Origin of the sequence: Paraburkholderia sp. BR10872 (assembly GCF_040965835.1) — a bacterium.
GTDB lineage: Bacteria > Pseudomonadota > Gammaproteobacteria > Burkholderiales > Burkholderiaceae > Paraburkholderia > Paraburkholderia nodosa_A.
In genome coordinates, this window is record NZ_JBFRCN010000010.1 from 133,251 (window position 1) to 148,705 (window position 15,455).

Annotated in this window: 14 protein-coding genes; 5 read left to right on the forward strand and 9 right to left on the reverse strand. The window is 66.1% G+C overall.

The features are described 5' to 3' along the window. Positions 1-89: 89 nt before the first annotated feature. Together grxC and AB4Y43_RS11160 are read right to left on the reverse strand one after the other, a co-directional pair. The gene (gene grxC, locus AB4Y43_RS11155) at positions 90-350 is read right to left on the reverse strand and encodes a glutaredoxin 3 (protein WP_042270085.1); all 261 of its coding nucleotides are present in this window, start codon (positions 348-350) and stop codon (positions 90-92) included. Continuing rightward, positions 347-772: a rhodanese-like domain-containing protein gene (locus AB4Y43_RS11160; RefSeq protein ID WP_042270087.1), complete on the reverse strand. Its 426-nt coding sequence runs from the start codon at positions 770-772 to the stop codon at positions 347-349. The genes grxC and AB4Y43_RS11160 overlap by 4 nt, the downstream gene beginning before the upstream one ends. 212 nt (positions 773-984) lie before the next feature. On the opposite strand from AB4Y43_RS11160, the gene gpmA reads away from it, so the two are divergent. From gpmA to AB4Y43_RS11175, 3 genes are all read left to right on the forward strand, one after another. After that, a complete protein-coding gene (gpmA, locus tag AB4Y43_RS11165; RefSeq protein WP_069264960.1) occupies positions 985-1,734 on the forward strand; it encodes a 2,3-diphosphoglycerate-dependent phosphoglycerate mutase in 750 nt (249 codons plus the stop codon). 400 nt (positions 1,735-2,134) lie between these two features. Then, positions 2,135-3,718: a S41 family peptidase gene (locus AB4Y43_RS11170; protein ID WP_368727815.1), complete on the forward strand. Its 1,584-nt coding sequence runs from the start codon at positions 2,135-2,137 to the stop codon at positions 3,716-3,718. Positions 3,719-3,893: 175 nt separating this feature from the next. Further along, positions 3,894-4,655 (forward strand): ThiF family adenylyltransferase, encoded by a 762-nt coding sequence (locus AB4Y43_RS11175; protein ID WP_368727816.1) that lies wholly within the window; start codon positions 3,894-3,896, stop codon positions 4,653-4,655. A 76-nt stretch (positions 4,656-4,731) separates the two neighbouring features. Here AB4Y43_RS11175 and ptsP read toward each other — a convergent pair whose 3' ends face one another. From ptsP to AB4Y43_RS11210, 7 genes are all read right to left on the reverse strand, one after another. Further along, positions 4,732-6,471, reverse strand: a complete 1,740-nt coding sequence (ptsP, locus tag AB4Y43_RS11180; protein ID WP_069265236.1) for a phosphoenolpyruvate--protein phosphotransferase — start codon at positions 6,469-6,471, stop codon at positions 4,732-4,734. Between the two features lie 212 nt (positions 6,472-6,683). Continuing rightward, entirely contained in the window at positions 6,684-6,953 is a 270-nt protein-coding gene (locus AB4Y43_RS11185; RefSeq protein WP_042270095.1) for an HPr family phosphocarrier protein, read from the reverse strand. 85 nt (positions 6,954-7,038) lie between these two features. After that, positions 7,039-7,620, reverse strand: a complete 582-nt coding sequence (locus tag AB4Y43_RS11190; protein ID WP_368618104.1) for a PTS sugar transporter subunit IIA — start codon at positions 7,618-7,620, stop codon at positions 7,039-7,041. Between the two features lie 428 nt (positions 7,621-8,048). Next, positions 8,049-9,002 carry a glutathione synthase gene (gene gshB, locus AB4Y43_RS11195; protein WP_368682763.1) on the reverse strand — a complete coding sequence of 318 codons (954 nt, stop codon included), beginning with the start codon at positions 9,000-9,002 and terminating at the stop codon, positions 8,049-8,051. 135 nt (positions 9,003-9,137) lie between these two features. After that, the gene (gene gshA, locus AB4Y43_RS11200; RefSeq protein ID WP_069264972.1) at positions 9,138-10,427 is read right to left on the reverse strand and encodes a glutamate--cysteine ligase; all 1,290 of its coding nucleotides are present in this window, start codon (positions 10,425-10,427) and stop codon (positions 9,138-9,140) included. Positions 10,428-10,811: 384 nt separating this feature from the next. Next, positions 10,812-12,329, reverse strand: a complete 1,518-nt coding sequence (locus AB4Y43_RS11205) for an ammonium transporter (protein ID WP_368606415.1) — start codon at positions 12,327-12,329, stop codon at positions 10,812-10,814. 40 nt (positions 12,330-12,369) lie between these two features. Further along, on the reverse strand, positions 12,370-12,708 hold the full coding sequence (locus AB4Y43_RS11210; protein ID WP_028201804.1) for a P-II family nitrogen regulator: 339 nt from the start codon (positions 12,706-12,708) through the stop codon (positions 12,370-12,372). A 528-nt stretch (positions 12,709-13,236) separates the two neighbouring features. Here AB4Y43_RS11210 and AB4Y43_RS11215 point away from each other — a divergent pair. Beyond that, entirely contained in the window at positions 13,237-13,494 is a 258-nt protein-coding gene (locus AB4Y43_RS11215) for an accessory factor UbiK family protein (RefSeq protein WP_069264980.1), read from the forward strand. Positions 13,495-13,704: 210 nt separating this feature from the next. Continuing rightward, positions 13,705-15,342, forward strand: a complete 1,638-nt coding sequence (locus AB4Y43_RS11220) for a YifB family Mg chelatase-like AAA ATPase (protein ID WP_368727817.1) — start codon at positions 13,705-13,707, stop codon at positions 15,340-15,342. Positions 15,343-15,455 lie beyond the last annotated feature (113 nt).

The window sequence follows — 15,455 nt, forward strand, 5'->3', positions numbered from 1 at the left end:
CGTCGCTACGTCACGCTGCGCAGCCCGCCTGCGGACCGAGGCCGCAAGGCTATCGGGCTGCGAATCAGGCCTTGAATCCGCCCGTAACCTCAGGCGGCTTCGAGCAGCGGCATCAAGCCGCCCGCACGGTCGAGCGCGGAGAGGTCATCGTAACCGCCCACGTGCGTCTCGCCGATGAAAACCTGCGGCACGGTACGCCGGCCGGTGCGCGTCATCATCTCTTCGCGCCGCGCCGGGTCCCGGTCGATCAGCACTTTCTCGATGTGTTCGACGCCGCGCGACTTTAAAAGACGCTCGGCCATCTGGCAATACGGGCACACCTGGGTGCTGTACATGACCACTTTGCTCACTTCGAACCTCCTTGTTTCACGACCGGCATACCGGCCTGCTGCCAGGCGTTCACGCCGCCGTCCAGCACGTGGACTTCGGCAAAACCGGCGTCCTTCACGAGGCGCAGCGCCTTGTGCGACTGCTGGCCCGTCTGGCAGACCAGCAACACCGGGTTGCTCTTGTTCTTCACGAGCTGGCCGATCTTCGTCTCGAGTTCGCCGAATTCAACCTGGCGCGCCGAGGGCAGATGACCCTTCGCGAACTCACCCGCGGGACGCAGGTCGACCACCACCGCGTTGCGGCGGTTGATGAGCTGCGTCGCCTCGGCGGTGGAAACCCCGCCGCGGCCGCCGCGCTTGAGCGTCGGCCACAGGAGCAACCCTCCTGAGATGAGGACGATCGCGATGAGTACAAGGTTGATGTAATTGGTGAAGAACGTCACGGAGGGGCCGCCGGAAAAAGGGAAAGTCGGAGAAATCGTGCGAAATCGGATTCGGACAATCCGCTCATTATAAAATAACCGTTTGTCGCAGGGTTACCGCCCCCCAGCCCGGGCGTGCCACCCGCCGGACCTGGACCGCCGCCATGGCGCAGCTGCCGTGTTGCGTCTTCCGTCCCCGATTACCGCTTCCTTCACTACCGACCGGCATCCTCATGTACAAACTCGTACTCATCCGCCACGGCGAATCGACGTGGAACAAGGAAAACCGCTTCACCGGCTGGGTGGACGTCGACCTCACCGAGCAGGGCAACCGCGAAGCGCAGCAGGCAGGCCAGCTGCTCAAGGAGTCCGGCTACACGTTCGACATCGCCTACACCTCCGTGCTCAAGCGCGCGATCCGCACGCTCTGGCACGTGCAGGACCAGATGGACCAGATGTACCTGCCCGTGGTCCACTCCTGGCGCCTGAACGAGCGTCACTACGGTGCGCTTTCGGGCCTGAACAAGGCCGAAACGGCGGCCAAATTCGGCGACGAGCAGGTGCTGGTCTGGCGCCGCAGCTACGACACGCCGCCGCCGGCGCTCGAGCCGTCCGACTCGCGCACGTCGTACAACGACCCGCGTTACGCCAAGGTGCCGCGCGAGGAACTGCCGCTCACCGAGTGCCTGAAGGACACGGTCGCGCGCGTGATGCCGATCTGGAACGAGTCGATCGCGCCGGCCATCAAGGCGGGCAAGAAGGTGGTGATCGCCGCGCACGGCAACTCGATCCGCGCGCTCGTGAAGTACCTCGACAACATTTCGGATGACGACATCGTCGGTCTGAACATCCCGAACGGCGTGCCGCTCGTCTACGAGCTGGACGAGAGCCTCAAGCCCATCAAGCACTACTATCTGGGCGACGCCGAAGCCATCGCGAAGGCGCAGGCCGCCGTGGCGAACCAGGGCAAGAAGGCGGGCTGAGGCTTGGTGCTTCCCCTCGTCGGCCGCATCCTGGCCCTGCCTGGTTGATTCAGGAAGCCGCCGGTCCGTCGGGCCGGCGGCCTGTCCGCAGGCCATGCCCTCCCGCCACGCGAAGCGCCGCGCGGCTTCGCCCCGGCACTCTGGCCGCGCTGGAATTCGTTGCACATTCCCCTTTTCTGTCTTTTTCGGGCCCTGGCTGGCAGGATTGCCAGCGCACTGCCAGCACCGTGCCAGAAGCAAAATTGCGGCACACGGTTTGCGAACCTGGCGGCTGCAGCACTGTCTTAGTCCCCATCGTACGCGCCATATACACAGCCACGGCGGGTGTGCAGTTATACTTGTCCGTCGCTTTTCCAATAGACGCTGCCACGCGCCTTTTCGACCGCACGCAACATACTCTATGCGAAAGAACCTGAAAAACATCGGCCTGATCGCCGCTGGCCTCGCGACCGGCGTATTTGCCACCCTGCAGATTTCCGCCGAGGCGCAGCAAACCCAGCAGACGGTCGTAGAACCGCTGCCGCTCGACCAGCTGAGGCTCTTCGCCGAAGTCTTTGGTCAAATCAAGCATGAGTATGTCGTGCCGGTGGACGACAAGAAGCTCCTCACCGCCGCCATCAAGGGCATGGTGTCGAGCCTCGACCCGCACTCGTCGTATCTCGACAAGACCGATTACCAGGAACTCCAGGAGCAGACCAAGGGTCGCTTCGCGGGCCTCGGCATCGAAATCTCGTCGGAAGACGGCCTGATCAAGGTCATCTCGCCGATCGAAGACACGCCCGCCTACCGCGCCGGCATCCGTCCGGGCGACCTCATCACGCGCATCAACGACAAGCCGGTGCGCGGCATGACGCTCGACCAGGCCGTCAAGCAGATGCGCGGCGACCCGGGCACGAAGGTCACGCTCACGATCTTCCGCAAGACCGACGACCGCACCTTCCCGCTCACCATCACGCGCGCCATCATCAAGGTCCAGAGCGTGAAGTCGAAGATCGTGCAGCCGGGCTACGCGTATATCCGCATCACGAGCTTCCAGGAGCGCACGGTCCCCGACCTCGCCCAGAAGCTGCAAGATATCGCGCGCCAGGAGCCGAACCTCAAGGGCATCATCCTCGACCTGCGCAACAACGGCGGCGGCCTGCTGCAAAGCGCCGTCGGCGTTGCGGGCGCGTTCCTGCCGCCGGATTCGGTCGTCGTCTCGACGAACGGCCAGATCCCGGACTCGAAGCAGGTCTACCGCGACACCTACGAGAACTACCGCCTGCCGTCGTTCGACGGCGACCCGCTCAAGGGCGAGGCGGCCGAGTTCAAGACCGTGCCGATGGTCGTGCTGACCAACGCCTACTCGGCGTCGGCCTCGGAAATCGTGGCGGGCGCGCTGCAGGACTCGAAGCGCGCGCTGATCGTCGGCAAGACGACGTTCGGCAAGGGCTCGGTGCAGACCGTGCGCCCGATGACGGCCGACACGGCGCTGCGTCTCACCACGGCGTACTACTACACGCCGAGCGGCCGCTCGATCCAGAACAAGGGCATCCGTCCTGATATCGCGGTCGACCAGTACGCAGACGGCGATCCGGACGACGCACTCGTCACGCGCGAAGTGGACTACCAGAACCACCTCGCCAACACGCAGGATCCGGACGAGAAGAAGGAGCAGGAAGTGCGCGAGCAGGAGCGCATGGACATGCTGCGTCAGCTCGAAGAGCAGAACGACAAGAAAACGCCGGATCAGCGCCAGAAGGATCGCGAGCGCAAGCCGGTCGAGTTCGGTTCTACCGACGACTACATGCTCCAGCAGGCGCTGAACAAGCTCCAGGGCAAGCCGGTGGCCGAATCGAAGTCGCCGATGGAGCGCCGCCTCGCGCAGCAGAAGCCGCCGACCTCGGCTTCCGCGCCGATCGCCGTGAAGCCGGGCGCGCTCATCATGGCGCCGGCTCCGGGCTCCGCTGCCGCGCCGGCCTCCGCTCCCGCGCCGGCGAAGTAACACGCCGTACCGCCTCGCGACCCGTGCGCCTCGTGCGCCGGTCGCGAGGCCGCCCCTCCTCCAGCCGCTGGCGTCGTTACAATAACGGCACGGTATTTCCCCGGCGCGCGCTCCCCCATTCAGGGCCATTCAGGCTCTCGAGTCCATCGCAGCGCCATCGAACCAGCGCATCGCGATGAACGACGACCAACTCCTTCGCTATTCCCGCCATATCCTCGTCGACGAGATCGGCATCGAGGCGCAGCAGCGCTTTCTCGACGCGCATGCGATCGTCGTGGGCGCGGGCGGCCTGGGGTCGCCCGCGGCGATGTATCTCGCGGCCTCGGGCGTGGGCACGCTCACGCTCGTCGACAACGACACCGTCGACCTCACCAACCTGCAGCGGCAGATCATGCACGAGACGGCTTCGGTCGGCCGCGCGAAGGTCGAGTCGGGCCGCGACGCCATCGCGCGCCTGAATCCCGAAGTGAAGGTGATCGCGCTGCAAACACGCATCGACGATGCGTGGCTCGACGCGCAGGTGCCGGGCGCGACGGTCGTGCTCGACTGCACCGACAACTTCGCCACGCGCCACGCCATCAACCGCGCGTGCGTGAAGCATGGCGTGCCGCTCGTCTCGGGCGCGGCGTTGCGCTTCGACGGACAGATCAGCACGTTCGACTTCCGCGACGACGCCTCGCCGTGCTACGCCTGCGTGTTCCCGGAAGATCAGCCATTCGAGGAAGTGGCGTGCTCGACGATGGGCGTATTCGCGCCAACGGTTGGCATCATCGGCGCGATGCAGGCGGCCGAGGCGCTGCGCGTGATCGGCGGCATCGGTACGCCGCTCGTCGGGCGGCTCATGATGCTCGACTCGCTGCGCATGGAGTGGAGCACGATGCGCGTGGCACGGCAGCCGGATTGCCCGGTGTGCGGCGAGCGTCGCCGGCACGCCTGAACCCCCGCGCGAGTCAAGAAAAAAGCCCCGGACATGCCGGGGCTTTTCGCATTTTCGCGTATCAGCAGGTGCACGCTCAGGCCTGGGCCACACGCTGCAGCGCGGCCTGCAGCTCCTCGGGCTCGTAAGCGGCCAGCACCTCCGCCACCGGTTTTTCCAGCGTCTTGAGCTGCGAGCGCAGGATCTCCTGCTTCACCACGAGCAACTGGCTCGGGTGCATCGAAAACTCGGTAAGCCCCATGCCGAGCAGCAAACGCGTGAACGACGGGTCGCCCGCCATCTCCCCGCATACCGAAACGGGCACGCCCGCGCGCTTCGCCTCGCGCAGCGTATGCGCGATCAGCTGCAGCACGGCCGGATGCAGCGGATCGTACAGGTCGGCCACCGCGTTGTCGGCGCGGTCGATGGCGAGCGCGTACTGGATCAGGTCGTTGGTGCCGATCGAGAGGAAGTCGAGACGGCGCAGGAACATCGGCAGCGCGAGCGCGGCCGCCGGAATCTCGATCATCGCGCCGACCTGGATGTTGGGATCGTAGGCGAGGCCCGCGTCGTCGAGCTGGCGCCTGGCCTCGCGGATCAGGTCGAGCGTCTGGTCGATCTGCTGCGCGTGCGCGAGCATCGGAATCAGGATCTTGACCGAACCGAACGCCGAGGCGCGCAGGATTGCCCGCAACTGCGTGAGGAACATCTGCGGCTCGGACAGGCTCCAGCGGATCGCGCGCAGGCCGAGCGCCGGGTTCGCAGCCGTCTCGTAACCGTCGCCCGCATTCATGGCGTCGAGCGGCTTGTCCGCGCCCACGTCGATCGTACGGATCGTCACGGGCAGCCCGTTCATGAGCTCCACCGCGCGGCGGTAGGCGGCGAACTGCTCGTCCTCCTCCGGCAGGTGGTTCTTGTGGTTCATGAACAGGAACTCAGTGCGAAAGAGGCCCACGCCCGTCGCGCCCGAGTCGAGCGCGGCCTGCGCGTCGTCGGGCAGCTCGATGTTCGCGTACAGCTGGATCTTCGCGCCGCATAGCGTTTGCGTCGGCGAGAACTTCAGGCGCTGCAGCTTGCGCCGCTCGAGCGCCATCTCGCTTTGACGGTAGGTGTACTCCTCGAGCACGATCGGCGCGGGATCGACGATCACGATGCCGTGGTCGCCGTCGACGATGATGAGATCGTCCTGGCGGATCAGCGCGCTCGCCTGCTGCACGCCCACCGCGGCCGGGATGCCGAGGCTGCGCGCGACGATCGCCGTGTGCGAGGTGCGGCCGCCCAGATCGGTGACGAACCCCTGGAAGGTTTGCCCCTTGAACTGCAGCATGTCGGCCGGCGCGATGTCGTGCGCGACGACGATCATCTCGTCGCAGCCGCCGTGCAGCGAAGGCGGCATGGCGCCGGCGAGCGACTTCAGTACGCGCTCCACGACTTGCTCGATATCGGCCTTGCGCTCGCGCAGGTACTCGTCCTCCACGTCGTCGAAGTGACGCGAGAGGCGTTCGAGCTGTTCGGTAAGCGCCCACTCCACATTGAAGCGGCGCGTGCGGATGAGATCGATGGTCTCCTGTACGAGCATCACGTCGTTCAGGATCATGAGGTGCACACCGATAAATGCGCCCATTTCGGAAGGGGCGTCGGCGGCGAGATCGGCGCGCAGCGTGTCGAGTTCGTGCTCCACGGCCTGCAGCGCCGCGCGAAAGCGCACGATTTCGTCTTCGATCTGCGCGTGCTCGATGAGGTAATGGTCGACGTCGAGCGCAGCCGGAGCGATCAGGTACGCTCGCCCGATGGCTATACCGCGTGATACGGGAATTCCATGCAGCGTGAACGGCACGCGCACCTCCTCTGGTTATTTGATGCTGCGGCAAACCGCTGCAATGCGCTCTCTCAGACCCCGGCGATGATTATAAATTCCAGCGCGGCGGAATGTGGCCATGCGCACCTGTGCGCGCATGACTGCGGCGTTGTGCAGCAGTCGCCGCCCGCAAACAAAAACGCCGCGGCAAACCGCGGCGTTCCGAGCAAGGCGCAATGACCACGCGCGTCTTACTGGCCTTCGCCAAACTTATCGGCGATCAGCTTGAGCAGCGCGCTCATGGCGTCGGCCTCGTCCGGGCCTTCGGTTTCGATCATCACCGTGCTGCCGATGCCCGCCGCCAGCATCATGACCCCCATGATGCTCTTGGCGTTGATGCGGCGGCCGTTGCGGCTCATCCAGATTTCCGACTGATAGTTGCCTGCGAGCTGCGTCAGCTTCGCCGACGCCCGCGCGTGCAGGCCGAGTTTGTTCACGATGGTCGTTTCTTGTTGCAGCATAGGTCGATCCGGACGCGGTGTGTGGAAGTGAGCTTGGGTTGTTTCGCTGTGCCTTGTTGTTGGCTTTCGCTGGCGCGCCGCCGGCTCAGGTGCTGCCAGCCGGCCTGAACACGCCCGCCGCAACGCCGCCGGTGCAAGCCGCGCCGCGCGTCGCGGCTGCTGGCTGGCTCGCGCTCTGGCCGGCTACCGGATTCGCGGCCTGCTTTGTCGCCTCCGCAGTGGTTTCGGTGCAGGGCGTGGGCGGGCAAGCGCATTCGCTCGCAGGAGCAACGGGCGGCATGGTCGGGCCGATGGTCTGCACGCCCTTGCTCGCGCCGGCCAGCGCCTTTTCGACCAGCGTGTCGAGCGGCGTTGCCCGGTAGCACACGGCACGCACCAGCATCGGCAGATTCACGCCGGCCAGGACGCGCACCTCGGGCACCGTGGCGAGGCGCGCCGCGATGTTCGAAGGCGTGGCGCCGAACATGTCGGTCAACACGAGCGCGCCGTTTTCTTCGCGCAGGCGCTCGATCTCCGAATTCGCCTTGGCGACCACTTCAGCCGGGTCGCTGTCGGGGAGCACGTCGAGCGCGCCGATGCGCGCCGGACAACCGCCATAGATATGCGCGATGCACTCGCGTAGCGCGGTGGCGAGCGGTGCGTGCGCAATGATCAGAATCCCTGCCATGTCAGCTTGACTGCAAAAAACGGCTCCGGTTGATGCTCGGACGACCCCGTAGATCGCGTCCTGCAGCGCCAACCCCGCAGCCAGCCGTGAGCTCGCAGGGTCGGAACACGCGCCGCGCGGCAGCCAAAGCGTCTCGTCGACGCCCGCTTGCCAGCCCGGAACGCGGGCTCGCGGCATTGTAGCAGGGTCATTTTCGCGCACGCGAGGCGGTTCTGCTCACAGCGGCGACAGATATCGCGCGCGATTCACAGGCTCCGCGTACGCGCTCGACCTTTCGTGGTCCAAAACTGCCCGCCAGTCAAGGTCTGGAGGGGGCGCCTGCCCTGCAAGGCGTCCACAATCGGCAAATGCAGCCATACGCGAGGCTTTCAAGTCCGCGCTCCAGGTGCGGGCTTCAAATGCGCCCGGTCCCCGTTTCGAAAGCAGATTCAGGCCGCCGCGCGCTCCAGCGCGTCGATGAACATCGCGGCCACGTCGAAGCCCGTCTGCTCCATGATTTCGCGGAAACACGTCGGGCTCGTGACATTGACCTCGGTGAGCCAGTCGCCGATGGCGTCGAGCCCGACAAGCAGCAGGCCGCGTGCCGCGAGCGTCGGGCCGAGCGCTTTGGCGATCTCCATGTCGCGCCCGGTGAGCGGCTGCGCGACGCCGAGCCCACCCGCCGCCAGATTGCCGCGCACTTCATTGCCCTGAGGAATACGCGCGAGCGAAAACGGCACCGGCTCGCCGCCGATCAGCAGGATACGCTTGTCGCCGGCCTTGATTTCGGGGATGAACTTCTGCGCCATCACGCTGCGCGCCCCGTCGTGACTCAGCATCTCGATGATCGAGCCGAGGTTCATGCCGTCCGCCTTCACGCGGAACACGCCCATGCCGCCCATGCCGTCGAGCGGCTTGAGGATCACGTCCTGGTGCTCCTCATGGAACTTGCGCAGGCGCGCCGCGCTGCGCGTGACGAGCGTCGGCGCGACGAACTGCGCAAATTCGCCGATGGCGAGCTTCTCCGAGTGATCGCGAATCGACTGCGGCTTGTTGAAGATCTTCGCGCCCGCGCGCTCGGCGATCTCCAGCAGCCACGTCGACGTGACGTACTCCATGTCGAACGGCGGGTCCTTGCGCATGACGACGGCGTCGAAGCCGGTGAGCGCGCGCGCATCGGCCGTGGCTTCGAACCACGTTTCGCGATGCAGGTCCGCCGTATCGCCGATGATCGTGAAGCGCCGCACGTCGGCCTCCACCTGGCCGTTCACCCATGCGAGGTGCCGAGGCTCGCACGCGAAGAGCCGGTGGCCGCGCTTCGCGGCCTCGGCCATCATCGCGTAGGTCGAGTCCTTGTAGATCTTGAACCGCTCGAGCGGATCGGCGATGAAGAGAATGTCCATATCGTCTCTGCCTTGTCCCTGTCCTGTCGCTGCTTGACGCCTGGCATGGCGCCTGGTGTGGTGCCTGCTTTCATGACGGCAACGCCCGCACGGTGGCGGGCGCTGCGTTCGATTGTGTGAAGGATGACGGCTGGATCAGACCTGGATCGCTTCGGGGTCGGTCTTCTCCAGCTCGACCGAGGCCGCCAGCAAGCCGAGCCGCGCCACCACGCCGTACATGTAAAAGCGGTTCGGCGGCGCCGCCCCCGCTTTCGCGCGCGTGTCGGGCAGCGCCGTGTGCTCGAAGCCGAGCGGCACGAAATGCATGCCCGGCGCGTTCAGGTTCTGGTCGCGCTCGCGGCTGCCGTGCGCGCGGTAGAAGCCGCCCACCACATAGCGGTCGATCATGTACACGACCGGCTCGGCCACTTCGTCGCCGATATGCTCGAACGTATAGACGCCTTCCTGCACGATCACGTCGTGCACTTCCAGCCCGTCCTTCGTGGCCGACATCTTCGCACGTTCGCGCTTCGTGAGTGCGGCGACCTCCGAGGCATCGTGCACCGTCATCACACCGCGGCCGTCCGTGCCGGCATCGGACTTGATGACGACATAGGGCTTTTCGGTGATGCCGTACTCGCGGTACTTCTTCGCGATCTTCTTGAGCACGGCGTCGATGGCGGTCGCGAGCGGCTCCTCGCCCGTGCGCGCCTCGAAGTCCACGCCTTCCACGTGCGCGAAGTACGGATTGATCATCCACGGGTCCACGCCCACCATCTTCGCGAACTTCTTCGCCACGTCGTCATAGCAGGAGAAGTGCGTGGACTTGCGGCGCACCGCCCAGGCGGCGTGCAGCGGCGGCAGCACGTACTGCTCGTGCAGGTTTTCGAGCACGGGCGGAATGCCGGCCGAAAGATCGTTGTTCAGCAGGATCGAGCACGGGTCGAAGTTCTTCAGGCCGAGGCGCCGCTGCGAGCGCTCGAGCGGTTCGAGCACGATCTTCTGGCCGTCCGCGAGCGAGATCGTGACCGGCCCGGCGATCGTGTCGTCGAGGGTGCCGAAACGCACGTTCAGGCCCGCCTGGCGCATGATCGTGGCGAGCCGCGCGACATTCTCCAGATAAAACGCGTTGCGCGTGTGCATCTCCGGAATCACCAGCAGGTTCTTGGCGTCCGGGCAGATCTTTTCGATGGCGGCCATGGCCGCCTGCACGGCGAGCGGCAGCACTTCCTGCGGCAGGCAGTGGAAGGCGCCGGGAAAAAGGTTGGTGTCGACGGGCGCGAGCTTGAAGCCGGCGTTGCGCAGGTCGACCGAGGCGTAGAACGGCGGCGTGTGCTCCTGCCATTCGAGGCGGAACCAGCGCTCGATGGCCGGCGTCGCGTCGAGGATGCGCTGCTCCAGTTCGAGGAGCGGGCCATTCAACGCCGTAACCAGATGCGGGACCATAAGGGGTGACTCGCGGACGAAATGCTTTGATTGTAGGGAAACCGGTCGTTTATCTGGGGACGATTGCGCCAGTTGCAAGACGGGATTGCCCTCGTGAATCCCCGTCATGAATTCCCTGGGCGCGGTAGGGTCAATCGAGCGTTTCGCGCGCGCGGATATTCAAGCCGGATATCCATTCTGGACCGCCCGCGCCGCCCGGCGCAATTGGGCACACGGATTGAAGGGGCACTATGCGAACGCGCGGGCGCGGCGCTTATTCCCCCTCCCGCGGGAGCAAAGCCCACACCCGGCGCCGCAGTGCGCAAAAGAAAAGGGCCCGCCGAAAAGGCGGGCCCAGGTCGCTGCTTACTGCCCTGCTAGATCAAACCATCTAACGCGGCGCGCTCATTCCACGCGTTCGCCATGCAGCACCACGTCGAGACCTTCGCGCTCTTCTTCTTCCGAAACGCGCAGGCCCATCACCATGTCGATCACCTTCAGCAGGACGAAGCTCACCACGCCGCTATAGATGAGGGTCGTGAGCACGCCCTTGGCTTGCAGGATGAGGCTGCCATCCGCGCCGCCGATGTCCTTCACCGCGAACACGCCGGTCAGCAGCGCACCGATGATGCCGCCGATGCCGTGCACGCCGAACGCATCGAGCGAGTCGTCATAGTTGAACTTGTGCTTGAGCCACGTCGCCGACCAGAAGCAGACCACGCCCGCCACCACACCGATCACGATTGCGCCCAGCACGCCGACGAAACCCGAAGCCGGCGTAATGGCCACGAGACCTGCAACGGCGCCCGAAGCGATACCGAGCACCGACGGCTTGCCCTTCGCGATCCACTCCGCGAACATCCAGCCGAGCGCGGCGCAGGCGGTAGCGATTTGCGTCGTGAGCATCGCGAAGCCGGCACGGCCGTCAGCCGCAACTGCCGAACCCGCGTTGAAGCCGAACCAGCCCACCCACAGCATGGCCGCACCCATCAGCGTGAGCGTGAGGTTGTGCGGAGCCATCACTTCGCGGCCATAGCCAACCCGCTTGCCGAGCACGAGACAGCACACGAGACCCGCGATACCGGCGTTGATGTGCACGACCGTGCCGCCCGCGAAGTCGAGGATGCCGGCGCTGGCGAGCCAGCCCGTCGGCTCCCACACCATGTGCGCGATCGGCGAGTAGACGATGACCGACCACAGCGACATGAACACGAGCATCGCCGAGAACTTCATGCGATCGGCAAACGCACCGGTAATGAGCGCCGGCGTGATGATCGCGAACGTCATCTGATAGACGAAGTACACGGTCTCGGGGATGGTCGGCGCGAGGTGGCTCACGGTAAGCGTCGTCGCCTTGTCGCCCTTGATGTAGTTCATGCCCTCAAGGAAGATGCGCGAGAAGCCGCCGATGAACGAGCCGCCCGGCGTGAACGCGATCGAGTAGCCGACCACCGTCCAGATCACCGTGACGACGCAGGTGATCGCGAAGCTCTGCATGAGCGTCGAGAGCACGTTCTTCTTGCGGACCATGCCGCCGTAGAAGAGCGCGAGGCCCGGGATCGTCATGAACAGCACGAGCGCGGTGGAAGTCAGCATCCACGCGGTGTCGCCGGAGTTGATCTTCGACGAATCGACCGAGAACGGCGCGGTCGGTGCGGCGGGCGCCGCGGCTGCGGCAGCGGCCGATGCGTCGGCCGGGGCGCTTGCGGCGGCGGCCGGGGCGCTGGCTGCTGCTGCCGGGGCCGAAGCCGCGTCGGCTGCGGGCGCCGAAGCCGGGGCGGCTGCGGACGCATCGGGCGCCGAAGCCGTGGTGGCCGGCGCGGAGGCCGCGGCGGGCGCGGATGCGTCGTCCGCCAGCGCGGCGCCGACGCCGCCGGCCAGCAGCGAGCCGGCCATCATCAGGGACATCAAAAGTTTGCGCATCTCGGTTTCCTCTTTCCTCTTGTCTCGGTCTCTTTAGGCTTTACAGCGCGTCGGCGCCGGTCTCGCCGGTGCGGATGCGGATCACTTGTTCGATCGGGGTGACGAAAATCTTGCCGTCGCCGATCTTGCCCGTGCGGGCCGCGCGTTCGACTGCCTCGATGGCCTGCTCGACGATATCGTCGGCCACGGCGGCTTCGATCTTCACCTTCGGCAGGAAGTCGACGACATACTCCGCGCCGCGGTACAGCTCGGTGTGCCCCTTCTGGCGACCGAAGCCTTTCACCTCCGTCACCGTGATCCCCGAAACGCCGATCGCCGAAAGGGCTTCGCGCGCCTCATCGAGCTTGAACGGCTTGATGATTGCTGTAATGAGTTTCATGTAGTCCTCGCTGTGGTTTGCTTCATTCCTTTGTCTGCTTCTGCAACGGGCGCCCGGCGAACGGCGCGTGATGCTTCGCCGCGTCGCTGGCACACCGTGAGCCAACCTGTCGTTCGGTGCGCGGGGCAGTATTAGCAACACCCGTGCCAATTTGCTGCACTCCGTGCGTAAAGGCGGTGTGATGGACTTCGATGCAAGCGCGCTCAAAGCCGTGGACAATGCGGTCCGCGCCTTGAGGGGCGCGGCGCGCAAGGCCCTGGCCGAACGGCCAGCGTGGCGCGCGCGCGGTGGCGTGGCGCGGGGAACGTTGCTACAGTGTTCTCAGGCATTGCTGCCGCGCCGGGCGCCGCATGGCGGCTGGAAACGGCCCGCCGCGCCACAGCGCGAAGCACACGGGCCCGCGGTGCGCACCACTTGCGCGCACACTGGCCGTGGCCCTGCGAGTTCGCACCAAGATCGATCACGGTCCGCCGCGGGGCACAGGCGAAACAAAACTTGCACATTTTTTGTGCAGCGAAGGGGAATCGAATGAAGCAACCTAACGATGTATTCAATGATCTGCAGTCGCGCATGAGCGATCTGCTCAAGAACTCGCCGGCGCGCGATGTCGAACGCAATGTTCGCGCAATGTTGTCGCAAGGCTTTTCGAAGCTCGACCTCGTCACGCGCGAGGAATTCGACGCGCAAACGCAGGTGCTCGTGCGCACGCGCCAGCGCCTCGAAGAACTCGAGCGCCGCGTGGCCGAGCTCGAGCAGAAGCTGCCGGTGACTAGCCAGTCCTCCTGATCATTTCCTTGCGCACTCCTGTGCGCAATTGAGTGCAGCACCGCTGCCGCCCCGCCGCAAGCGATCCGTAGCGTGGTCGCAATGGAACCGTAAAGGGGCATACGCCTCACCAGCCTGGCGCATGCACGGCGCGCGAAACACATACGAAGCCCGGTCCGAAGCTTCGTACACCGCGCGCCACTTCCGCATGCGAGCCTTCCGGAGAATCCCATGTCGCTTGCCGTGGTGCGCAGCCGCGCGCCGGCTGCTGGCCGCGCGCCCGAAGTCACCGTCGAAGTCCATCTCGCCAACGGTCTGCCGTCGTTTTCGATTGTGGGGCTGCCCGACCTCGAAGTGCGCGAAAGCCGCGAGCGCGTGCGCGCCGCGCTCTCGAACTGCGGCTTCGATTTCCCGGTGAGGCGCATTACCGTCAACCTGGCGCCCGCCGATCTACCCAAGGAATCCGGCCGCTTCGATCTGCCCATCGCGCTCGGCATTCTCGCGGCGAGCGGGCAGCTTCCGGCGGCGGCACTCGCGCACCGGGAGTTCGCGGGCGAGCTTTCGCTCACCGGCGCCGTGCGGCCCATGCGCGGCGCGTTTGCCATGGCTTGCGGCACGGCACGCGCGCACAGAGAGCGCGCAGCGCATTTCGACGAAGCGGCAGCGTTCAGCCGCGAGCCCATAGGCGAAAGCGCCATCCTTCGGATTCCCGATACTGAACCCGGCGAAGCAGCGCGCCCCGGCATGCCCGAGCTTTATCTGCCTGCGCAAAACGCTGCCGAAGCGGCGCTCGTGCCAGATGTCGCGGTGTACGGCGCGGCAGACCTGCGCTCCCTGTGCGCCCATCTGGCGGGCGGCGATCCCGAAGCGCGCCTCGCCCCCGTGCGCGCGAGCGCCCTCGACACTGGACCCATCGCCACGCCCCCTGACATGGCCGACGTCGTCGGCCAGCGCGGGGCGCGCCGGGCGCTCGAAGTCGCGGCGGCCGGCGGGCACCATCTGTTGATGGTCGGGCCGCCAGGCGCCGGCAAGTCGATGCTCGCCGCACGCCTGCCCGGGCTCCTGCCACCCATGACGGACGACGAGGCGTTAGCCTCCGCCGCCCTGCTCTCCGCCAGCGCGGTCGGTTTCACGCCGCAGCAGTGGCGCAAGCGGCCGTTTCGCGCGCCGCATCACTCGTCGAGTGCCGCCGCGCTGATCGGCGGGCGCAATCCGCCGCAGCCGGGCGAGATCACGCTCGCGCATTTAGGGGTGCTATTTCTGGACGAGCTGCCCGAATTCGACCGCCACGTGCTGGAGACCCTGCGCGAGCCGCTCGAAGTGGGCGCGATCACCATTTCACGCGCCGCGTGGCAAACCGACTTTCCGGCCGCCTGCCAACTCATTGCCGCGATGAATCCCTGCCCGTGCGGCTGGCGCGGCGACCCCGCTGGTCGCTGCCGCTGCACGCCCGAAAGCGCCGCGCGCTATTTGCGCAAGCTGTCGGGGCCGCTCCTGGACCGCATCGACATCCAGATCGAGATTCCAGCGCTGCCGCCCGCCGAACTGGCCGCTCGCGCGAGCACGAACGCCGAATCGAGCGCCGCGATCGCCGCTCGCGTCCAGGCGGCACGCGAGCGCCAGCTGGCGCGCCAGAGTAAAACCAATCGCGAATTGAACGGCCGCGAAACCGACGCAGTCTGCCAGCCGGACGCCGCCGGGGAAGCGCTGCTGCGCGAAGCGGGCGAGCGCTTTGGCTGGTCGGCACGCGCCCATTACCGGGTGCTCAAGGTCGCGCGCACGATCGCCGATCTCGCGGGCGCCGCGATGCCCGAAGCCGCCCACGTGGCGGAGGCCGTGCAGTACCGGCGCGTGTTCACCGAGCGGTAACCCGCAGTGCCGGTTTCGCCGGAGAGCGCTGCCGCTTTGCGCCGCAGGGAATGTGAATAGCGCCAATAAGTCGAAGTCAAGACTTGACTTATGCACATTTCGTCATGATGCCC